The organism is Lentzea alba (assembly GCF_011067745.1).
Lineage (GTDB): Bacteria > Actinomycetota > Actinomycetes > Mycobacteriales > Pseudonocardiaceae > Lentzea > Lentzea alba.
On the sequence record NZ_JAAMPJ010000002.1, the window covers coordinates 782,692 to 804,006 of the forward strand.

The window sequence follows — 21,315 nt, forward strand, 5'->3', positions numbered from 1 at the left end:
ATCACGATTGCCCCTCGATGGCGGTCAGCCTGCGGCGCAGGAAGTCCTGTTCGGGTTCGGTGCCCGCGAGCGCGATGGCCTCGCGATAGGCCTGGGCGGCTTCGGCGGCGCGGCCCAGGCGGTGCAACAGGTCGGCGCGGGCCGCCCGGTACGGGTGGTAGTCGCGGAGTTTGGGTTCGTCGGCCAGCGCGTCGAGCAACGCGAGCCCCGCCGCGGCGCCGTCGCGCATGGCGATCGCGGCGGCCCTGTTCAGCGCGATCACCGGTGACGGCGTGAGTTTCCGCAGGACGTCGTAGAGGGCGACGATCTGCGGCCAGTCGGTGCTCGCGAAATCGGGGGCCTGGTCGTGCAGCGCGTTGATCGCGGCCTGCACCCCGTACGGACCGTGTCCGCCGGTCAGCGCCACCTCGACGAGCGCGCTGCCCTCGTCGATCAGGTCGCGGTCCCACAGCGAGCGGTCCTGGTCCTCCAGCAGGTCGGCGCGGGCGTCGCGGCGGGCGTGGATCAGCAGCATCAACGCCAGCAGTCCCGTCACCTCGCGGTCCGGCAGCAGGCGGTGCAGGATCCTGGCCAGCCGGATGGCCTCCTCGGCGAGGTCGGTGCGCTGCGCCGCGTAGCCCTCGGTGAAGATCGAGTAGACGGCCTGCAGCACGCCGGGCAGGCGTTCCGGGAGCTCGTGCGGGTCCGGGACGCGGAACGGGATGCGCGCTTGGCTGATCTTCTTCTTCGCGCGCACGATCCGTTGCTGCATCGTCGGGACCGGCACCAGGTAGGCCCGCGCGACCTCCGGCGTCGTGAAGCCGGCGAGGCAGCGCAGGGTCAGCGCGCCGCGGTCCTCCTCGGGCAACGCCGGGTGCGCGCACGTGAAGAACAACTCCAGCCGCTCGTCCGGCAGCACGTCCGCGGCCGGCGGATCGGCCCGGTCGACCTCCACCTGCAACAACGCCAGCCGCGCCGCGTAGACCTGGTCACGACGCAACCGGTCGACGGCCTTGCGGCGCGCGGTCGTGAGCAACCACGCGCCGGGCCGGTCCGGCACCCCGTCCACCGGCCAGTGCCGCAGCGCCGCCTCGATCGCGTCGGAGGTGACCTCCTCGGCCAGGTCGAGGTCGCCGAACCGCTTGACCAGGGTGGCCAGCAACCGGCCGCGCTCCTCCCGGAACACCTGCTCGACGTTCATCGCAGGACTCAGAAGTCGAATTCCGCGATCGGCCGCACGACGACCGCCCCGCCGTCACGCGAACCGGGGCACTTCGCCGCCCACTCCAGCGCCGCGTCGAGGTCCGGCACGTCGATGATGTCGTAGCCGCCCAGTACTTCACGGGTCTCGGCGAACGGACCGTCCGTCACGGTCCTGCGGCCGTCGGGTCCCACCTGGACGGTGGTCGCCGTGACCAGGTCGGCGAGCGAGTGGCCGGAGACCAGGACACCCGCGTCCTTCATCTCCTTCTCGTAGGCGATCCAGTCCTCGACGGTGCAGCTCGCCTGCTGGTCAGAGGCCGCGTAGATCAACAGCATGTACTTCACGATTGTCCTCCTCGGTCGGTCTTACGGGATCACGACGAGCGGGCACCCGCCAGATCGACACAGACCTCAGAAGTTTTCCCGGAGACCCCCGTTTTGGGTCCCGGAACACCCGTCCGGTAAGGTTCTCCACGGAGGATTCGCATAGCGGCCTAGTGCGCACGACTGGAAATCGTGTTGGGTTCACCCCCTCACGGGTTCAAATCCCGTATCCTCCGCTCTCTTCACCGGAAGGGCGCCGACTCGCAGGAGTCGGCGCCCTTCCGGCGTTACGAGCTCACGGTGGCCGCGACGTCGGTGGCGTCGAGCTGATACGAAAGTCGGATTCCCGGGACCACAGCGGCACCTACCGTTCTTTCATGCTGCCCGGAGACCTGATGTTGCTGCTCATCGACCAGCGGAGCGGCCGTGTGCGGATCGGTTCGACGTCGGCGGAGAACGCGCTCGCGGGTGCCGTGCTCGTCGAGCTGGTGAACTCGGGGCGCGTCGCGTTCGAGCCGAACGGCAAAAAACTGCGAGTCGTCGATCCGACCCCGTTGAACGACCTGGTGCTGAACGAGGCTCTCGGCCGGCTGACCAAGCCGCTGCGCCCGCAGTCCGCGGTCGAACGCGTCCGGAAGCGCTTGTGGAACAACGTGATCGGGCAGCTGCGGGACCACTCGGTCATCAGGGTCGAGCCGCGGAAGGTGCTCGGGATCTTCCCGGCGAAGAGCTATCCGATCGTCGACGAAGCAGCGGCGGAGAAGCTGCGCAAGGCGGTCGGCGAGGTCGTGCACGGGTATCGCGGGGCCGATGCGCACATCGGTTCGTTGATCACGCTGCTGTACGCGGTGGACGCCGTGCACAAGGTGTTCGTGGGCGACAAGCGCGAGATCAGGAAGCGGGCCAAGGAGATCGCGCGGGGGAACTGGGCGGGAGACGCCGTTCGCCGTGCGGTGGAAGCGATTCAGGCCGGGGTGACGGCCGCGGCCAGCGCCGCCGCGTCAGGAGAGTGACGCGGCGGCGGCGAGCCGTGGTTACTTCTTCAGGCAGTCGAGGATGTCCTCGAGCGCGAACACGATCTTGTCGATGTTCGCGTCACCCGTGGACGGGCGGGCGCGGACGATCTGCGGGTCGTGGTCGCTCGCCTGGTCGGAGAACTCGGCGTTGATGCGCACCACGTCGTAGCCGAAGCGGGTGATGTTCTTGCTCAGCACGAGGTGGTCGAGCGTCTGCGAGTTGCCCTCGAAAACGTAGCTGTACCGCTCGTTCACCGGCAGCGTCTCGATGAGCGCCTTGAGGTTGCCGTCACCGGTCAACGTCTTCAGCGCGGGCGAGAACTGGTAGTCGTTCAGGTCGCCGGCGAGGACGACGTTGGCGCCCTTGTCGATCGCGCGGATCTGCTCGGTGAACGCCTTGAGCGCAGCGGCCTGCTTGACGCGCTGCACCTCGGAGGAGCGGTTCGGCGGCTGGGTGCGGCCGTGCATGGCGTCGTCCCCGCCCTTGGAGGCGAAGTGGTTCGCGACCACGAACACCGTGCGGCCCCGGAACTTGAACTCACCGGCGAGCGGCTTGCGGCTGTCCTGCCACGCGTCGTTCAGCGGATCGATCCGGCCCGGTGACACGGAAAGCGCGGCGCGACCGTGCTTCTTGACGACCTCGACCGGGGTCTTGAAGTCGCCACCCGGACGGTCCACGAAGGACACGCGCTGCGGGTTGAAGAAGAAGCCGACGCGGATGTTGCCGCCCGGCTGACCGCCGTCCTTGCCGTTCTCCGGGTCGATCTGCCGCCACTGGTAGCGCGGGCCGCCCTTGGCGACGATCGCGTCGGTGAACTTCTGCAACGTCTGGTCCGCGGCCACCGTGCCGTCGTTGACCGTGCCGTTGTTGTCCTGGATCTCTTCCAGCACAACGACATCAGGGCTGCGCAGGTTGGTCACCACGCCGTCCGCGAGCCGGTCGAACTTGGCCTGCGCGTCGGCCGGGTCGAGGTTCTCGACGTTGTAGGTCGCGACCGACAGCTCGCTCTCCTTCTGCTGCGCGGTGATCTCGCGCTGCAGGTTGGACGAGACGTGCTGACCGAGCTTCAGCGCGGCCAGGGTGTAGCCGCCGAAGTCCGTGTACTCGATGGCTCCCACGGTCGCGCCGGCGTAGACGTCGCCGACGTTCGACACGGGCAGCGGCGTGGCCTTGATCTTCAGCCGGCCGTTGTTCGGCTGGTCGTAGCCGGTGTAGATGGTGCCGCCGCGGACGGTGGGGTGCTGGTTCGGGTTGATCGTGACCCAGACCTCGCCGAACTCGGTGCTCGGGCCGACCACGCGGACGTCGTCGACCTGGACGAGCGTTCCTTCGAGCGACTCGAGGAGGTCGAGGGCGTAGGTCTGCGGCTCCAGCGGCAGTTGCTCGATGTCGCCGCCCGGCGCGGGCAGGTAGCCCTGCGGCAGGTTCTTGACGAGCACCGGCGCCGGGACCGGGTTGCCCTTGGACAACGTGATCGTGGTGGGCACGGTGATCTCGGTGAGGGTCTGCTTCGAGCCGCCACCCGGCCGGTACTCCGCGATCGTGCCGCTGACCAGCACGTTGTCGCCGACGGCGACGGTCGGCGCGGTGCCGGCCGTGTAGACGAAGACACCCTCGCTGGTGCGCGGGTCGCTGTCCTGACCCGTGACGTCCTGGATCCAGAAGCCGCGGTCACCCGTGGCGCGCGTGCCGGTGACGACGCCGGGGACGTTGGTGACCTTCTGGCCGAGCAACGGCGAGATGCGCGTGACGCCCTGGATGTCGTGGATGCGCTTGTCGCCGGGCACGGGGTCCGGGTCGGGATCCGGGTTGCCGCCGCCCGGGGTCTCGCCCTTGGAGTTGGTCGGGGTCGGGTTGCCGACCGTGAAGTCGGCGCCGTTGTCGTCGGTGTCGGCGAGCCCGGTCTTGCGGGACGCCGAGGTGGTGTTGCTCAGGGCGCCGGTCGCGGTGCCCTCGCGCACGACCGCGGTGCCGAAGCCGACGAGGTCCTTGACGCGCGAGTCGGCGGCGCAGTCGGCGGCCGTCTTGCAGGTGAGCGCCTCGGTGCCGTTGACCAGTGCGATGGTGCCGTTGGTGCCGCCCATGGCGATGGTGCCGACGACGTCCGGGGCCGGCAGGTCGACGGTGCCGCCGGTGCCCTTGGCCTCGGCGACGAGGAACGTCTTGCCGGGCGCGATCGAACCGGCGAGCGGGGTCACACTCCACTGCGTGGTCGCGCCGGGCGTGGCCGAGATGTACTGGACGCTGTAGCCGTCCAGGCTGATCGCCGAGGCGCTCTTGTTGGCGAGCTCGACGAAGTCCTGCTTGAGCGTGGCGCCGGAGTTGCCGCCGCCTCCGTAGACCTCGGAGATCAGCGCGTCGGAGCTGGGTGCGGCAACGGCGGGGACGGCGGCGAACACGAGCGCCGCCACCGCTGTCCCGACGCCGGGCAGGGTGGGTCTCAAAACTTCCTCCAGGGGATGCGGCGGATCGACGCATCTTTCCTCGATCGGGTGGCGTTTGGAAGGCGTTGTTACTAACGGTTAACCAGTTGGCCCATCAATGATCACTCGAACAAGTGTTCGATCATGGTGTATGCTCGATTTCGGAACGCTGACCGGCGGTCCCCTCCCAGGCGTCGGTCAGCGTCCCTACGTTTGGGGCATGTTGGACTACGAGCGCCGTTGCGCCGAGATCATCGACCAGACCGCACTGCTCGCGTCGTCACTGGACGGCGCCGACCTCTCGATCGCCGTGCCGACCACGCCGGACTGGACGCTGAACCAGCTGGTTCGCCACGTCGGCCACGCCCACCGCTGGGCGGACCTGATGATCCGCGAGCGAGTCACGGAGATCCCGTACGACCGCAACGGCGCCCAGCAGCTGGCCTCGTACGTCGGTGAGCAGGTCTCCGACGTCGTCCCGTGGCTGTTGGAGGGCGCCGCGTCGTTGTCGGAGGCGCTGCTGGCCGTCGATCCGGATCTCATGATCGCGACGCTCGGCGGCCACCCCGGCCCGCGGGCGTGGTCGCGCCGGATGACGCACGAGACCGTCATGCACCGCTGGGACGTGACGAACGCGCTGGGTGTGGCCTTTGATCTCGATGCGGAGGTCGCCAGGGACACGCTCTCGGAGTGGACCGCCCTGGCGCTGCCTTACGCGTTCATGCGGTGGCCTGCCGAGACCGCTCCCCTGCTCGGGCCAGGCCGTTCCGTGCACCTGCACGCGACCGATTGCGAAGCGGAGTTCGTGATCGATCTCACGGGCGCCGCTCCCGTGGTGCGGCAGGGGCACGAGAAGGCCGCGGTGGCGTTGCGCGGGCCGGTCGTGGAGCTGGTGCTGGCGGTTTACCGGCGCCGGCCGGTGGACGGGCTCGAGGTGTTCGGTGACGCGGAGCTGCTCGACCTGTTCCTGGACCGGGTGCGCTTCTGAACCTCGCTCAGAAGACGCGGCGCTTGAACCGCCACACGACGAACGCGAGCAGCGCCGCCGCCAGGCCGACGAAGATGGCGGTCTCCGCGAGCTGGAACGTCCAGAACCGGCCGGTCGGTTGGTACTCGACCCACTGCTGGACGCCCCGCTCGTGGAGGTACGCGCTGAACTTCACGCCCTCCTTCTCCGCGGCCGAGTACATCGTCACGGCGTCGTAGAGCGAGAGCGGGCGGCCGGACGAGTCCAGGTAACCCGTGGCGATGGTCCAGTCGGCGGCGGAACCGGTCGACATCCGCGGATTGCCGGGGTCGGCGGGGTCACCGGCGGCCACGAGTTCCACGAGACGTTGCGGTTCCTGGTAGTTCGGCCGCAGCCAACCCCCGACGAAGACGCGAACCGCGAGGAAGGCACCGAGCGCGACCGCGAGTGCGGGCAGGCTGCGACGCAACACCGCGCCCGCCGCCGTGGCGACGGCGAACGCGAACAGGGCGTACCCCGCGGGAGCGAGCCCTTCCACGTCGAACGCGTCGGCCCCGAACCGGCCGTCGAGCACGTCCATCGGCTGCCGGTACCACGTGACGACGGCCGCGAAGATGCCGGCGAACAACGCTGCCGCGAGGCCCAGCGCCCCGAGTTTGACCGCGAGCCAGCGCATCCTCGGCACGGACTGGGTCCAGGCGAACTGCCAGGTGCCCGCCTCCATTTCGCGGGCCACCAGCGGTGCGCCGAAGAACGCGCCGATCAGGAACGGCACCAGGCTGAACAGGTTCAGCATCTTGGAGGCGTACCCGTGCTCTTCGTTCAACCGCCTGATCGCGGTCGAGCACGCCTCGGTGACGTCGATGCCCAGGCACTGACTTGCACCGTTGGGGAACAACGAGTGCAACGGCAGTCCGACGGCGAGCAGGAAGACAGCGATCGCCGCGACCAACAGGCCGAGCGTGTACATCTCGGCGCGGTGTTGCCGCCAGGTCAGCCAGGTCATGCCGACACCTCCGCCAGTTCGACGTCGTTGCGCGCGGGCCGGCGCAGGTAGGCCAGCACCAGGTCCTCGAGGCCGACCGGACTCGCCTGCCAGCCGGGAGCCGCCGGCAGTCCGCCGTCGCGCACGAGCAACGTCGTGTGCCGCTCGCTGTGCGTGGCCTCCACGACCGTGCCCGCCCTGCCGAGATCACCGGTCGTACGCGGACCGACGAGCAGCCGGTGTTCGTCCACCAGCGAGTCGATGTCGCCGGCGAGCGTGACCCTGCTGTGGTTGAGCACGATCAGGTGGTCGCAGACGCGTTCCAGCTCGGGCACGACGTGAGAGGAGAACAACACGGTCATGCCGTCCGCGGCGACCGCGCCCATCAACGCTTGGAGGAACTCCAAGCGAGCAACGGGGTCAAGACTCGCCATGGGTTCGTCCAGCACGAGCAGGTCGGGCCGCTTGGCCAGCGCCAACGCCAACGCGACCTGGGCCTGCTGACCGCCGGAGAGCGCACCGGCCTTGCGGTCGAGCGGGATCTCCAGCTGCGCCAGCCGCCGTTCGGCCAGGCCCTGGTCGAAGCGCGGGTTGCAGGAGCGGCCGAGGCGCAGCAGTTCCGCGACGGTGAAGTGCTTGTAGAGAGGGTGGTCCTGAGCGAGGAACCCGATGCGGGACAACACCTGCGGGGTGTTGGTGGCGGGAGACTCGCCGAGCACCTCGACACTGCCGGTGGTCGGCGCGAGCAGCCCCACCACCAGGCGCAGGAAGGTGCTCTTGCCCGCGCCGTTGGGTCCGACGAGCGCGGTGACCCGGCCGGCCGGGACGGCCAGCGAGCAGTCCCGCAGCGCCCACACCTTGCGATAGCGCTTGCCCAGGCCGTCGGTCCGGAGCGCGTACTCGGTCGCTGTCATGCGATGTTCTCATTCTTCGCTTGGTTGAGGGCGGAAGTGAAAAGCGCGCTGATCGCCTGCTCGTCGAGGCCGGCGGCCCGCGCACGGCCCATCCACGCCTCCAGACCGCGTTGCAACGAGGTGTAGGTCGCGGGCGAGATCGTGGCGGCCGCGGTCTCGTTGACGAAGGTGCCCTGCCCCGGACGCCCGGTGACCAGGCCTTCCTGCTCCAGCTGGCGATAGGCCTTGGCCACCGTGTTCGGGTTGATCGCCACCGACTCGGCCACCTCGCGGATCAACGGCAGCCGGTCGCCGTTCCGCAGGAAGCCGAGCAACACGCCCTGACGCACCTGCTGGACGAGCTGCAGGTAGGGCGGCACGCCGGAGCGACTGTCGATCCGGAAGACGAACATGAGGTCCCCTTTACTGCTTTACTAGGCAGCTAGTAAAGCAGTAAAGATCAGCTCGCGACAAGGGTCAGAAGGTTTCCGGGCATGCAAAAAGGGCCCCGGAGAGATCCGGGGCCCTTCTGAGCGGTGGCGGTGGGATTTGAACCCACGGAGGCTTGCACCTCACACGCTTTCGAGGCGTGCTCCTTCGGCCGCTCGGACACGCCACCGGTAAGAACAATACACAGCCGGATCCAGGGGGTTAACGCTGGGTCCGGAAGAAGCGTTCGAGCAGGTCAGCGCACTCCGACTCGAGCACACCGCCCTGCACCTCTGGCCGATGGTTGAGCCGGCGGTCGCGCACGACGTCCCAAAGCGAGCCCACCGCGCCGGTTTTGGGCTCCCAGGCGCCGAAGACGAGACGCGAAACACGCGCGAGCACCAACGCGCCGGCGCACATCGTGCACGGTTCGAGCGTCACGGCGAGGGTGCAGCCGTCGAGCCGCCAGCCGTCGCCGAACTTCGCGGCCGCTGCCCGCAGCGCGAGGATCTCGGCGTGCGCGGTCGGGTCGCCGAGCGCCTCACGCGCGTTGCAGGCCTCGGCCAGGACCTCACCCGAAGGTGAGAAGACCACGGCGCCGATCGGCACGTCCGCGCCCGCGCCGGCAGCCGCACGGATCGCCGTGCGGATCATGTCGTCTGAGGAGATCACGCCTGGATCGTGTCGAGCAGCTTGGTGAACTCGTCGATGAACCCGATGCGCTGGGCGATCATCTGGAGCTGCTCGTCCGGGTAGAGGTCTTCCTCGTCGACGATGATCTGGAGCTCGTGCGAGGGCATGCCGAGGTCGGACAGCACGCCCAGGTCGCCCTCGGGCCAGATCTCGGTGTCCTCCTCGTCCGGCGGTTCGACGCGCAGGAGGTCCAGGACGTCCGCGGCGATGTCGTAGTCGAGGGCGGCGGCCGCGTCGGAGAGCAGCAGGGCCACGCCTCCTGGGACCGGGCGCAGGATGATGAAGAACTCGTCGTCGACGGCCAGGAGCCCGAACACGGCGCCGGTCGACCGTAGTTGGCGCAGCTGTGTGATCGCCGCGTCCAGCTCCGACAGCGCGGAGCTGTCCATCCTGCTGCACCGCCAGCGGCCGTCCTCTCGGACGACCGCGACCGCGAAGCCGTTGACCGGCTCCTGCTGTGTCATGTGCACACCGTAGGGCCCAGACGACCTTCCCGGTAGCTGAGGTGGTGGCACCATCGATAGATGAGCACAACAACGTCGGACCCACGGCTCGCCGGACTGCTCGAGGGGGCGCGCTCGCTGCAGCCCCGCACGGTGGCGCTGCGCAGGCAGATCCACCGCCACCCTGAACAGGGGCTTCAGAACCCGAAGACGCAGGCGGCGATCCTGCACGCGTTGGAGGGTCTGCCGCTCAAGGTCACGAAGGGCGAGTCGACGACCTCGGTCGTGGCGGTGCTCGAAGGCGAACGGCCGGGGCCGACCGTGCTCCTGCGCGGCGACATGGACGGGTTGCCGCTCCAGGAGGACACCGGGCTGCCTTACGCGTCCGAAGTGGACGGCAACATGCACGCCTGTGGGCACGACACGCACGTTGCGATGCTCGCGTCGTCCGCACGGCTTCTCGCCGACCGCCGGGACGCGCTGCGGGGCAAGGTGCTGTTCATGTTCCAGCCGGGCGAGGAGGGCTACCACGGCGCCCGGTACATGATCGAGGAAGGCCTGCTGGACGACGGCGTGGAAAAGGCGTTCGCGCTGCACATCACGTCCACGACCAAGTCCGGCGTGGTGACCACGCGGCCAGGCCCGATCATGGCCAGCGCGGACACGTTCCACATCCACGTGAAGGGCCGCGGCGGACACGGCGCGATGCCGCACAACGCCCTGGACCCGGTACCGGCCGCCGCGGCGATGGTCGGCGCGATCCAGACGATGCTCGGGCGGCGGATCAGCGTGCACCAGCCGGCCGTGGTGACGGTCGCGCAGATCAAGGCCGGCACGACGACGAACATCATCCCCGAGGTCGCCACGCTCGACGGGACGATCAGGACGTTGTCCGAGCTCACCCGCAAGCAGGTGCACAAGGAGCTCAAGCAGGTCGTGAAGCACACGGCCGCCGCCTACGGGTGCCACGCCGAGGTCAGCATCGTGCCGGGTTACCCGGTGACGGTGAACGACGACGAGGTCGGCACGCACGTGGTGGAACTCGCGGCGAAGGCGATGGGGCCGTCCTGGAGCGAGCCGATGCAGGACCCGCTGATGGGTGCCGAGGACTTCTCCTACGTGCTGCAGAAGGTGCCGGGCGCGTTGGCGTTCCTCGGGGCGTGCCCGCGCGGGATCGATCTGGAGGAGGCCGCGCCGAACCACTCGAACCGGGTGCTGTTCGACGAGGCGGCGATGGAGCACGGGGTGGCGACGTACGCGGCGTTCGCGCTGGACGCCCTCCGGTAGCGCATTTATGTGGTAACGGCCGACGACAGCCGGCCGTTACCACATAAATTCCAGGCAAAGCTCGCTTGTGGACAAGGTTTTAGCGACGAAATTCTTCGTTAACCAAAGTGCGGTTTTTGGTGAACCGCCTTCTGCATGCCTAAACACAAAGCTCTTGCACGTCAGACATGCCGATGAACAGTTGTCCACACACTCGATCGAGGGATCGGGCAACCAGGACATTGCCGCCTTCAAGGGCCGCGTGCCAAGATTCGCCGAATCCCGCGTTGAACACTCGACGCAATCAGTCTGACTTTGTGGAGAAGTGCTGTGGCACAACCATTCACGCTCGCGCACGCCCTGCTGGTGGCGATGACCTTCGGCTTCACCGGGTGGTTGATCGAGCGTGGCCAGGAACCTCATTCGGCGCTTCTGATCACCCTCACCACGCTGGCCGGCACCGTCGTTGTGACCAAGGTCAGCTGGCAGGGCGCTTTAGTGGTCCTGCGACGCCTCACCACCAGCGCCTGACCAGGCGCGGTTCGTCCGAGCACGGGTCGCACGGAATGATGGGCGAGTGCGAGACGTGTGCGTGATCGGACTGGGACTGATCGGCGGCTCCGTGCTGCGGGCCGCCAAGGCTGCCGGGCGCACGGTGTGGGGTGCGACCGCGAGCAGGGAAGACGCGGACCGGGCACGCGCTGAGGGCTTCGACATCACGACGGTGGACGAGGCCCTCAGCCGCGACCCCGAGGCGCTCGTCGTCCTCGCCGTGCCGCTGCCCGCGCTCCCGGATCTGCTGCGCAAGGTGCCCGCCAGAACCCGCCTCACCGACGTGACCAGCGTGAAGGGGCCCGTCCACGACGCCGTGCACCGGTACGCGCCGCAGGCGCGCTTCGTCGGCGGACATCCGATGGCCGGCACCAGCAGGAGCGGTTGGGACGCGGGGTCGGAAACCCTCTTCCAGGGTGCTGCCTGGGTCGTCACGCCCGAGGAGGCGGACGACCACCTCAACGACGTGATGCAGCTGGCGCTCGATCTCGGCGCCCACGTCGTGCCGACCACGCCTGAGGAGCACGACGAGGCCGTGGCGCGGATCAGTCATCTGCCGCACATCATGGCGGCGATCCTGGCGGCGGTCGGGGCCGATGGCGGGCCGCTCGCGATGGCCCTCGCGGCGGGCAGCTTCGGAGATGGCACTCGGGTCGCGGGCAGCAGGCCCGAGCTCGTCCGGGCGATGTGCGAGGGGAACCGGGACGCGCTGCTGATGGCCGTCGACGACGCGCTCGGCAGGCTCGGCGCGGCACGCGGGTCGCTGGCGTCCACAGGTGGGCTCGCCAAGACCATCGAGGCGGGGCACGAAGGCAGGAACACGCTGGTCAACCAGCCGCAGCGGACCCGCATAACGATCGACCTGACCAAGCCGGGTGCACTGGCCGCGCTGCGGAACCTGGGGTCGCGCGGCGGACGTGTGGTTGGGCTGAACGGCAGCACCGCCGAAGCGGAAACGTCGTAGGGTCGCCGGGTGGATCGACGGACGCTCGCCGGTGGGCTCGGTGGACTCGCGCTCGTCATCGCCGCCGTGGTGGCACTCAGGATCGGCGACGCACCCGACACGTTGAAGCGCGAGATCGACAAGAACGTCGAGGTCGTGCAGCAGCAGGAGCCGATGAAACCGGCCAACCCGCGGGCTCAGGCGCTGGACGCGGACGCGCTGCAGATCGCGTGGAACGGCTCGGCGCCGGCGTACGAGGTGCGCTGGAACGGCAACGAGCAGCTCGTGCCCGGACCCGAGGTGGAGCTCGCCGGGCTGAACCCCGACCAGCAGACCGAGGTCGAGGTCCGCGCGGTCAGTGCGACCGGCAAGCGGTCCGAGCCGCTCACGATCGCCGCGACGCCCAAGGACCTCTACAACGACAAGTGGGACGACCTGCTCGTCGGCCAGACGGACCGGTTCGACGGCCCCGAGTCGCTGGATCCGCGCAGGTGGCGGATCGAGGCGGAACCGGAGTGCCTCGGGCTGCGGCCGTTCGGGCCGAGCAAGCGCGTCGACGTCGACTGCTCGATGGCGGCGTTCCAGTCGAACACGCCCGTCAGGTTCGGCGTTCCGGCGAGTGACGGCGCGATCGGGCGGGCGATCATCAGCGTCGCGGGTGCCGTCGAGTCGAGTCACGTGCGGCTGACGATGCTGCCGGACCCGTGGCAGTACCTGAAGGAGACCGAGGCCCTGCCGCGCGGCGCGGTCAGCCTCGACATCACGACCCAGGGCACGCGGATCATCGCCGACCCCGACCTGCCCCGCACCGACAAGCAGGTCGCGCTGGGCGACTCGCCGATGACCGGGCTCGTCGCGGGCGTGCGGCACCGGTGGGAGATGCGGGTGCTGCCGGACGCGGTGATCGCGCTCCGCGACGGTGTGGTGGTCGCGTACGAGGCCGTGGCGATCAAGACACAACTGGTGCACCCGCGGATCCGCATCGACGGTGGCGGGTTCCTCGACTCGTTCGGCGTCGGTGGCGTGCCGGAACGGGTGGTGCCCACCGAGGTCATCCCGTTGTCGCCGAACACCGAGGTGCCGCAGGACGCGGTCGCGGCGAAGATCGTCACGCCGGAAGCCGGCAACCAGGTGCGGGTCGTCGAACTTCCGGTCGGCGAGAAGAGGATCGCGGTCGCGGCTCCGGCCCAGCTCGTGGTCATCCGCAAGCCCGAAAGCCGCCCCGGCACCCTGCCGAAGCTCGCGAACCGGCCCGGTGGCATCAAAACCGGCGGGCCGCGGCTGCACGTCATGCACGAGGACGGCACCAGGCCCCCGCAACCGTTGTCCCCCAAGGGTCGCGTCCTCATCACGGCCGAGATCAACGCCATCGGGCACCGGGGCATCGAGCTCGAACTCGACGGCAAGCGGATCGTCGCGCTGCCCACGAACGAGCAGGGTCCGGGAGTGCCCGGCAGGCACGAGTTCTGGCTCGACACCTCGGCCCTGACGCCGGGGGCGAACGCTCGGCTCAAACTCTGCGTCCTTCCGGCGGACCATGGCGAACCCGTTATCACCGAAACCGTGTTCGAGCTGGGCAAAACGCCTTAGCGTGACCGCTATGAAGCGGGTCGCCTTCGCTGCCGCAGGCCTCGCGCTGGTGGTCGGCGTGATCATGTTGCGCGACACCGGCGGGAGCGACTCCGGCCTGCCCACCGCTCCCCCGCCGCCGACGAAGCTCAAGCCGTTCGTCGCGGAACAGGTGCTCGTGCCGAGCCCCCAGAGCCGCCCGAGCACCCCCGCAGGCGTCGTCGCGCGCGGCGGGCACCACAAGATCCAGCTCAACTGGTCCGGCGACGCCCCCGCGTACGAGGTGCGGTGGGGTGCGCGGACCAAGCTCGTCACCAGGCCCGGCACCCAGCTCAACGGCCTGGCGAACGACCAGGAGCAGCAGATCGAGATCCGCGGGGTCGACTCGTTCGGCCAACGCTCCCAGCCCGCCCGGATCAAGGCGACGCCGCGCGCGGACAACGCCCCGTACACGTTCGTCGACCGCTTCGACAGCCCCGCCGAGCCCGACCTGCAACGCTGGCGCCTCACCAAGCGCACCGACTGCGCCCGCGCGACCTCCGGCGACGAGGACGACCACGACCGGCTCGTGATCAGCAGCAGCTGCGGCACCCGTGCCGTCACGCTGAGGTCCCGCACGCCGTTCGTCCGCGGCGACGACGACAGCCGGATCGTGATCGAGACGGACGCCCCGAGCACCGGCGGAAGGCTGCTGCTCGACCTCGTGCCGGGACCGGTCAGCGTCCAGGGCGAGCCGGTGCTGCCGGGCGCGATCCGCGCTTCGATCTCCACCGACGCGTCCGGCAACTCGATCGTCGAGCTCGTCCCGGACGGCATCAGCACCAAGGCTCTCCCTCCCACCGTGCCGGGCGTGACCGTGCGCTGGGAGTTGGTGCTCACGAAGAACGGCACACAGCTCGTCCGGGACGGCGACGTCGTCGCCACCTCGCCGTTCGTGCCGCCGTGGCGTGAGGCAACGGCCCTGGTCGGCGTCGCGGCGCTGGCCGGCGACCGGATCCGCGCGGGCATCGACCTGATCGGCTACCGGACCGCCAAGGCCGACGCGCCGCCCGCCGTCCCCACGCCGCAGGTCCGCGTGGACGGCCCCGCCAGCACGAGTACCCACCCGATTCAGGACGTCAAGTCAGGTCAGCTGCGCATCGCGATGATCCCGGCGCGAGAGAGTCCTCCGGTCACGGCCGTGCGGATCAACGGCGTCGAGGTGCCCTTGCGGCCGGCCGTCGAGGGCACGCCCTGGAAGGCCGGCGCGGAGTACCCTGCCGTCGCCGACCTGCCCAAAGAGGCTTTCACCGACAACCTCAACGTCCAGCTGGTGACCACCGAACGCGTCCAGGTCACCCACACCGACGTCGAGCTGACCGGACCCAAGAGCGTGGCGCAACGCCAGTCCGGCACCCCGCTGATCGAGGCCAGGTCGACGCTCGGCGACCCCGTCCTGGAGGTCCTGGACGCCAGCGGGCAGCCCATCGAGAACGGCGCCGCCTTCAACCGCGGCCGGGTGGTCCTGGAGGTGCGCATCAACGCCCTCGACGCGGCCGTGGCGGGCCTCGCCGGGTTCGAGGTCCGGCTCGACGGCACCCACGTCGCGACCGTGCCGACCACCGCCGACGGCCCCGGCGCCGCAGGCCGGTGGCGGATTTCACTCAACACGGGGTCGATGGCCGCGGGCGCGCACGCCGTCGAGGTGAAGGCCTTCAGCACCGATTCAGGGGTGCACCCCGAGACGGGTTACGTTCCCTTTTTGCTCAAGCCGTGATTGGCGCAAGATGGGCACATGGCCCGCGCACTGATCATCGACGCCGCCCGCACGCCGTTCGGCAGGTATCGGGGAGGGCTGTCCGGCATCCGGGTGGACGACCTCGCCGCGCTGCCCATCGTCGACCTGCTGCGCCGCTATCCGGGCCTCGACCTGGCCCGGATCGACGACGTGCTGCTGGGTGACGCGAACGGCGCGGGCGAGGACAACCGCAACGTGGCCCGCATGGCTGCGATCCTGGCGGGTCTGCCGGTGTCGGTGCCGGGCGTGACGCTGAACCGGCTGTGCGCGTCGGGCGGCGAGTCGATCATCCAGGGCGCGCGGGCGTTGGCTGCCGGAGATGCCGATCTGATCGTTGCCGGTGGCGTTGAAGGGATGTCACGCGCGCCGTTCGTGACGGCCAGGCCGGACAAGGCCTTCCCGGACCGGATGGAGACCGTGTCGACGGCGCTCGGCTGGCGGCTGGTGAACCCGCGCATGCCGAAGCGGTACACCGTGCCGTTGGGGTTGGCTGCCGAGAACGTCGCTCACGAATTGGGCATCACACGGGATCAGATGGACACTTTCGCGTTGCGTTCGCACCGACGTGCGGCGGCGGCCTGGGATGCGGGCGTACACGAGGGTTTCGCGTTCCCTGTGCAGCTTCCGGACGGCACGGCCGTGCGTCGCGACGAGAACGTGCGCGCGGACACGAGCATCGAGAAGCTCGGCAAGTTGAAGCCCGCGTTCTCCGAGAACGGGTCGGTGACCGCGGGCAACGCGTCGCCGCTGAACGACGGCGCGCTCGCCGCTCTCCTTGGCACGGAAGCGATCGCGGCCGAACTGGGCGTCGAGCCGCTCGGTGAGGTGCTGGGCTCCGCGACCACCGGCGAGGAGCCGCACCGGTTCACGATCGCGCCGGTGTCGGCGATCCGGAAGTTGTTGAAGCGCCTGCACCTCGAAGCCGCTCAGATCGACCTGTGGGAAATCAACGAGGCGTTCGCCGCCATGGCGCTGTCAGTGCTGCACCACCTGCCGGAGATCGACCGCGAGAAGGTCAACGTGCACGGCGGCGCGATCGCTTACGGCCACCCGCTCGGCGCGTCGATGCCGCGCGTGATCATCGACGTGGCCCGGCACCTGCGCGCACGTGGTGGTGGCGTGGGTATCGCGGCCGCGTGTGTGGGCGTCGGCCAGGGAGTGGCGGTCGCGGTCCGCGTCTAACCCTTGGGGTGCAAGATGTCCCGCGCTTGTTCGGCGGCCCGGACGATGCTCTCGGACACGAAGTCGAGGAACCGCGAGATGTTCTCCAGGCGGTCGCCCGCCTGAGTGCCGGAGCCGAGGACGCCCACACCCTGCCGTGCCGCCTCGGCGAGCTTGGACGTCCCGGCAGCGCTGGCGATCATCGACTGGTACCAGATGTCGCCCTCGTCGACGACGTAACGCTCGCGGCGGCGTTCGTCGCGCACGCGGCCGATCAGGCCCTGGCTCTCCAGGTACGACATCGCCTTCGAGACCGACGCCGGGCTGACCTGCAGGTGGTTGACCAGTTCTGACGCGCTGAGGCTGCCGGAGTCGGTCGCGTACAGGCTGGCGAGCGCCCTGGCCGTCATCTTGGGCAGGCCCTGGGCCATGAAGATCGCGGAAAACGCCTCCTCGAACTCCCGCACGGCCTCCGGATCGCGGCCGTCGGCCCGTTCGACCGGCTGACGGCCTCGGGGCGCGGCCTGCTTGCGCCGCTGCGCACGGCGTTCGGTCGCGAGGTGGGCGAGATCGGCCTTGTACCCGGCCGGACCGCCGTTGCGCATCACCTCGCGCGTGACCGTCGAAGTGGGTCGGTCGAGCGCACGGGCGATCTCCGCGTAGGCGAGGCCGTCGGCCAGGCCGATGGCGATCTGCCGGCGCTCCTGCTGGGTCAGTCGGCCTCCTGGCATGCCCGGAGCATAGCTTTCACCTCCATCCCATTGCAACGCAACAACTTGATCGTTGCGTTGAATTTACACTCCATTGCAACACTTCGCGTGCCTTGATCTGCGATTATCCGACTTGTGCGCAACAAGCTTGTTGATGGGTTCTATGAACGCAACGTAGCTTTCTGGACATCAGAAACAACGAGCTACAGGAGCCAGAGATGCAGACCTTCACCACCACCGCCCCCATCACCACCGTCCTCGACGTCCCCGCGGGCCTCATCCAGTTCATCGCCACGGACCGCACCGACACCGCCGTCGAGGTCCGCCCCTCGAACGCCGCGAAGAGCCGCGACGCGAAGGCCGCCGAGGAGACCGAGGTCGCGTTCGCCGACGGCGTCCTGCGGATCAGCACCAAGGTGAAGAACCAGCTCCTCGGCGCCTCCGGATCCGTCGAGATCACCGTCCAGCTGCCCGCCGGTTCTCGCGTCGAGGCGACGGCGGCCGCCGCCGAGTTCCGCGGCGTCGGACGACTCGGTGACATCGCCTTCGAGGCCACCCAGAGCGACATCAAGATCGACGAGGCCGCGAGCGTCCGGGTGAGCACCCAGGCCGGTGACGTCACCGTCGGCCGCCTCACCGGTTCCGCGGAGATCAGCACCCAGAAGGGCGACATCACGGTCGGCGTCGCCGCCGGTCTCTCCGCCTCCATGGACGCCGGCACCTCCTACGGCCGTGTGCACAACTCGCTCAAGAACGACGGCACGACCGACCTGCACATCCAGGCCACCACCTCGTACGGCGACATCACCGCCCGCAGCCTCTGACAACTTTCCGAAGAACTGGGGAGAAAACCACCATGAGCACCGCCGACAACTACCAGGCCGCAGAACAACTCCTCCGCCGCTCCGCCAGCCCTGGCGAGCTCGTGATCGGGGACAAGGTCCGTCCACAGTGGATCGACGGGGGCGCCCGTTTCTGGTACCAGGTCCGCGACGGCGCCGACCGTCAGTTCATCGTCGTCGACCCGGACGCCGGCACTCGCACGCCAGACTTCGACCCCATGCCGTTCATCGCGCCTCCGGGCAACCCGCTGGAGGTGCCCTCCCCCGACGGCAAGGTCGCGGTGTCCCGCCGCGGCCACGACCTCTGGGCCCGGTCCGGCGACCGCGAGTGGGCGCTGACCACCGACGGCGTGGAGGACCACGGTTACGGCTACGGCCCGGACGCCACGAGCTACCCCACGCTGATGCAGAAGTTCGGCCTGCCGCACATGCCGCCCGCGCTGGCCTGGTCCCCCGACTCGACGAAGGTGCTGGCCCACCGCACCGATCAGCGCGACGTCCGGCAGACCCACCTGCTGGAATCCCGCCCCGCCGACGGCAGCGCGCCCCGAGTGCACACCCAGCGCTACGCCTACCCCGGTGACGAGTCCATGCCACTCGCGGAACTGGTCGTGTTCGACGTAGCCGAGGGAACCACGGTCTTCGCGCAGACCGAACCGCTGCTCATGCCGGAGTTCTCGCCGCTCATGGCCGGCTGGGCGTGGTGGTCCGAGGACAGCTCGGCGGTCTACTTCCTCCGCCGCACCCGTGACCAGCACACCCTCACCCTGAACCGGATGGACGCCCGCACCGGCGAGGTGCGGGTCGTGCTCAGCGAGACCGGTTCGAACCGCGTGGGCCCCAACCAGTTCATGTACGGCCTACCGATCGTCCGCGTGCTGGAGAGCGAGGTGCTGTGGTTCTCGCAGCGCGACGGCTGGGGCCACCTCTACCGCTACGACCTGCACACCGGCCAGCTTCTCGGTCAGGTCACCTCCGGCCAGTGGCTGGTGCGCGAGATCCTGCACGTCTCCGACGGCGTCGTGTACTTCACGGCTTCTGGTCTGGTCGCTGAAGACCCGTACCGCCGCACGGTCTGCCGGGTCGCCTTGGACGGCACCGGTTTCGCGGTCGTCACCGACGACTCGCTGGACCACGTCGTCACGGTGGCGCCGAACGGCCGGTACTTCGTCGACTCGGCGTCCACTGTGGACACGCCGCCGGTGACCGCCGTTCGCGACTGGTCCGGCCGCGAGCTGGTGTCGTTGGAACAGGCTGACATCACGCGACTGCTCGCAACGGGCTGGACCGCCCCGGAACGCTTCTGCGTCAAGGCGGCGGACGGCGTCACCGACATCTACGGCGTGCTCTACAAGCCGCGGGGATTCGACCCGTCGCAGAGTTATGCGGTGGTGGACAGCGTCTATCCCGGCCCGCAGGTCACCAGGGTCGACCCGTGCTTCGACCCCGGCGGCATGGGCATGGACGCGGAACCGTTGGCAGCACTCGGCTTCGTGGTGGTCGCACTCGACGGACGCGGCACCCCGGGCCGTTCGAAGGCCTTCCTGGACGTGTCGTACGGCCGGTTGTCCGACGCGGGAAGCCTGGAAGACCACGTCGCGGCGCTGCAGCAGCTGGCGGCTTCGCGTCCGTGGATGGACCTCTCGCGGGTCGGCATCATGGGCCATTCCGGCGGTGGTTTCGCTGCGGGACGGGCGATGCTCGCCTTCCCCGAGAGCTTTCACGCCGGTGTGGCGATGTCCGGCTCGCACGACGCCCGGCACATCGGTTTGGGCTGGGCTGAGTCGTGCGACGGCGCCGACAACCCATCGGCGTGGGAGCGTGCTTCGAACGCCGAGATCGCGGACAGGTTGGAAGGCAAGCTGCTGATCGTGCACGGCGAGTTGGACGACACGGTCCACGTCGACCACGCGCTGGGACTGGCGGACGCGTTGATCTCGGCCGGCAAGGACTTCGAGATGCTGATCGTGCCGGGCGCCGAGCACCTGTTCATCGACCGGATCGCTTATGTGCGGACGCGCTGCTGGGACTTCCTCGTGCGCTCGCTCATGGGAGTCGAGCCGCCGGCTTACCGGCCCGCGCCGATCCTGATCGACCCGGAGGTGCTCAGCGAGATGCTTTGACCTCGGTGAGGAACGCCGACCACGCCTTGTCCGAGAGGGGCAGATGCGTGGTCGGCGCCTTGCTGTCCCGGATGCCGATGCCGCGACCAACTTCGACGCAGTCACTGGACGCTTGGCTGTAGCTGCTCTTCCGCCACGTCAACATCCCCGGCGCCTCCTCAGGACACGATGCTGGTGATCAGCTCCCTCGATTGTTCCTCATCCAAGGCCAGCCCATCGAGCGCCTTCAACACTTCGTCGTAGTAGGCCAGGCTGTTTTTGTCCTCCAGGAAAAGGCCGGTCCGCTCACCTTCGAGGTAGATCACCGGCTCGAACTTCTCGTACCCCAGCCGCACGAACGAACCGGCGGAACCAGCGTGCGCACCGACCGAGATGGGTACGACTCGGACCGTGATGTACGGCCGCACTGTCATCGCCAGGATGTGAAACAACTGCTCTTTCATCACGGCCTCACCTCCAACGGGCAGGCGGAGCGCATGTTCGTGCACGTAGAACACGAACGTCCGGCTGCGGTGGAAGACCGCTTGCCGCTCCAGCTTCATCCTGATGGCGGCTTCGAGATCGTGACGTTCCGTGAGAACTATCCCGCCCTTGGAGACAGCTCGGATGTAGGCGGGCGTCTGCAGGAGGCCAGGGATGAGCGTCAACGACCAGATGGCGAGCTTGGTGGCAAGTTGCTCCTGCTCGATCAGAGTGCGCAGGGGACTGAGCAGGCCTCCCTCGTCGAACTGGAGGTAGCCCTTTTCGCGCGTCTCCCTGTACAGGGCGAACAACCGTCGCGCCTCGTCCGGTTTCACGCCGCAGAGGCCTAGCAACATGGCGAGCTCGACTTCGGTGACCCCGCCCTTGCCGTTGACCAGGTCGGAGACCTTGGCCTGCTCCCAGCCGAGCAGCTCGGCAACCTTGACCTGGGTCAAACCGGCGGAATGGATGGCGTCGCGGACGCCATCACCGAAGGAGCGCCCCACCACGCTCGAGAATCGTTTCGGCATGGTCGGACGCTAGAAGCCCGGGGC

21 protein-coding genes and 2 tRNA genes are annotated in these 21,315 nt (G+C 68.9%); 11 read left to right on the forward strand and 12 right to left on the reverse strand.

Annotated features, from left to right (window positions below):
• Position 1 precedes the first annotated feature (1 nt).
• Positions 2–1,180: an RNA polymerase sigma factor gene (locus G7043_RS12160; protein ID WP_166045642.1), complete on the reverse strand. Its 1,179-nt coding sequence runs from the start codon at positions 1,178–1,180 to the stop codon at positions 2–4.
• Between the two features lie 8 nt (positions 1,181–1,188).
• Positions 1,189–1,527: a YciI family protein gene (locus G7043_RS12165; protein ID WP_166045643.1), complete on the reverse strand. Its 339-nt coding sequence runs from the start codon at positions 1,525–1,527 to the stop codon at positions 1,189–1,191.
• 130 nt (positions 1,528–1,657) lie between these two features.
• Between G7043_RS12165 and G7043_RS12170 the strand changes: the two genes are divergently transcribed.
• Positions 1,658–1,742 (forward strand) — tRNA-Ser (locus G7043_RS12170).
• 141 nt (positions 1,743–1,883) lie between these two features.
• Positions 1,884–2,519, forward strand: a complete 636-nt coding sequence (locus G7043_RS12175; RefSeq protein ID WP_166045644.1) for a GOLPH3/VPS74 family protein — start codon at positions 1,884–1,886, stop codon at positions 2,517–2,519.
• 21 nt (positions 2,520–2,540) lie between these two features.
• On the opposite strand, the gene G7043_RS12180 is transcribed toward G7043_RS12175, so the two are convergent.
• A complete protein-coding gene (locus G7043_RS12180) occupies positions 2,541–4,967 on the reverse strand; it encodes an endonuclease/exonuclease/phosphatase family protein (protein ID WP_313887820.1) in 2,427 nt (808 codons plus the stop codon).
• A 199-nt stretch (positions 4,968–5,166) separates the two neighbouring features.
• On the opposite strand from G7043_RS12180, the gene G7043_RS12185 reads away from it, so the two are divergent.
• Complete coding sequence (locus G7043_RS12185) at positions 5,167–5,934, forward strand: maleylpyruvate isomerase family mycothiol-dependent enzyme (RefSeq protein ID WP_166045645.1); 768 nt, start codon at positions 5,167–5,169, stop codon at positions 5,932–5,934.
• Between the two features lie 7 nt (positions 5,935–5,941).
• Here the strand turns inward: G7043_RS12185 and G7043_RS12190 are convergent, their stop codons facing one another.
• From G7043_RS12190 to G7043_RS12215, 6 genes are all read right to left on the reverse strand, one after another.
• Positions 5,942–6,919 (reverse strand): ABC transporter permease subunit, encoded by a 978-nt coding sequence (locus G7043_RS12190; protein ID WP_166045646.1) that lies wholly within the window; start codon positions 6,917–6,919, stop codon positions 5,942–5,944.
• Positions 6,916–7,812 carry an ABC transporter ATP-binding protein gene (locus tag G7043_RS12195; protein ID WP_166045647.1) on the reverse strand — a complete coding sequence of 299 codons (897 nt, stop codon included), beginning with the start codon at positions 7,810–7,812 and terminating at the stop codon, positions 6,916–6,918. Before G7043_RS12195 ends, G7043_RS12190 begins: the two co-directional genes overlap by 4 nt.
• The gene (locus G7043_RS12200; RefSeq protein ID WP_166045648.1) at positions 7,809–8,204 is read right to left on the reverse strand and encodes a GntR family transcriptional regulator; all 396 of its coding nucleotides are present in this window, start codon (positions 8,202–8,204) and stop codon (positions 7,809–7,811) included. Before G7043_RS12200 ends, G7043_RS12195 begins: the two co-directional genes overlap by 4 nt.
• Positions 8,205–8,325: 121 nt before the next feature.
• Positions 8,326–8,410, reverse strand: a tRNA-Ser gene (locus tag G7043_RS12205).
• A 32-nt stretch (positions 8,411–8,442) separates the two neighbouring features.
• Positions 8,443–8,874 carry a nucleoside deaminase gene (locus G7043_RS12210; RefSeq protein ID WP_207311107.1) on the reverse strand — a complete coding sequence of 144 codons (432 nt, stop codon included), beginning with the start codon at positions 8,872–8,874 and terminating at the stop codon, positions 8,443–8,445.
• 14 nt (positions 8,875–8,888) lie between these two features.
• Positions 8,889–9,377, reverse strand: coding sequence for a tRNA adenosine deaminase-associated protein (locus G7043_RS12215; RefSeq protein ID WP_207310944.1), 489 nt, complete (start codon positions 9,375–9,377; stop codon positions 8,889–8,891).
• A 60-nt stretch (positions 9,378–9,437) separates the two neighbouring features.
• Here G7043_RS12215 and G7043_RS12220 point away from each other — a divergent pair, with 60 nt between their 5' ends.
• From G7043_RS12220 to G7043_RS12245, 6 genes are all read left to right on the forward strand, one after another.
• On the forward strand, positions 9,438–10,643 hold the full coding sequence (locus tag G7043_RS12220) for a M20 metallopeptidase family protein (protein WP_166045649.1): 1,206 nt from the start codon (positions 9,438–9,440) through the stop codon (positions 10,641–10,643).
• 309 nt (positions 10,644–10,952) lie between these two features.
• Entirely contained in the window at positions 10,953–11,153 is a 201-nt protein-coding gene (locus G7043_RS12225) for a hypothetical protein (RefSeq protein WP_166045650.1), read from the forward strand.
• A gap of 46 nt (positions 11,154–11,199) precedes the next feature.
• Positions 11,200–12,138 carry a prephenate dehydrogenase gene (locus G7043_RS12230; RefSeq protein WP_166045651.1) on the forward strand — a complete coding sequence of 313 codons (939 nt, stop codon included), beginning with the start codon at positions 11,200–11,202 and terminating at the stop codon, positions 12,136–12,138.
• A gap of 9 nt (positions 12,139–12,147) precedes the next feature.
• The gene (locus G7043_RS12235) at positions 12,148–13,707 is read left to right on the forward strand and encodes a fibronectin type III domain-containing protein (protein WP_166045652.1); all 1,560 of its coding nucleotides are present in this window, start codon (positions 12,148–12,150) and stop codon (positions 13,705–13,707) included.
• Positions 13,708–13,717: 10 nt separating this feature from the next.
• Entirely contained in the window at positions 13,718–15,442 is a 1,725-nt protein-coding gene (locus G7043_RS12240; protein ID WP_166045653.1) for a hypothetical protein, read from the forward strand.
• An 18-nt stretch (positions 15,443–15,460) separates the two neighbouring features.
• Positions 15,461–16,645 (forward strand): thiolase family protein, encoded by a 1,185-nt coding sequence (locus G7043_RS12245; RefSeq protein ID WP_166045654.1) that lies wholly within the window; start codon positions 15,461–15,463, stop codon positions 16,643–16,645.
• Here the strand turns inward: G7043_RS12245 and G7043_RS12250 are convergent.
• Positions 16,642–17,355, reverse strand: coding sequence for a GbsR/MarR family transcriptional regulator (locus G7043_RS12250; protein WP_166045655.1), 714 nt, complete (start codon positions 17,353–17,355; stop codon positions 16,642–16,644). The two genes, G7043_RS12245 and G7043_RS12250, sit on opposite strands and share 4 nt — an antisense overlap.
• A 197-nt stretch (positions 17,356–17,552) precedes the next feature.
• Here G7043_RS12250 and G7043_RS12255 point away from each other — a divergent pair, with 197 nt between their 5' ends.
• Both G7043_RS12255 and G7043_RS12260 read left to right on the forward strand, forming a co-directional pair.
• Entirely contained in the window at positions 17,553–18,158 is a 606-nt protein-coding gene (locus tag G7043_RS12255) for a DUF4097 family beta strand repeat-containing protein (RefSeq protein ID WP_166045656.1), read from the forward strand.
• A gap of 32 nt (positions 18,159–18,190) precedes the next feature.
• Positions 18,191–20,299, forward strand: a complete 2,109-nt coding sequence (locus tag G7043_RS12260) for a S9 family peptidase (protein WP_166045657.1) — start codon at positions 18,191–18,193, stop codon at positions 20,297–20,299.
• On the opposite strand, the gene G7043_RS12265 is transcribed toward G7043_RS12260, so the two are convergent.
• Positions 20,283–20,444 carry a DUF397 domain-containing protein gene (locus G7043_RS12265; RefSeq protein ID WP_166045658.1) on the reverse strand — a complete coding sequence of 54 codons (162 nt, stop codon included), beginning with the start codon at positions 20,442–20,444 and terminating at the stop codon, positions 20,283–20,285. The genes G7043_RS12260 and G7043_RS12265 overlap by 17 nt on opposite strands.
• Before the next feature lie 13 nt (positions 20,445–20,457).
• Entirely contained in the window at positions 20,458–21,291 is an 834-nt protein-coding gene (locus G7043_RS12270) for a helix-turn-helix domain-containing protein (RefSeq protein ID WP_166045659.1), read from the reverse strand.
• Positions 21,292–21,315 lie beyond the last annotated feature (24 nt).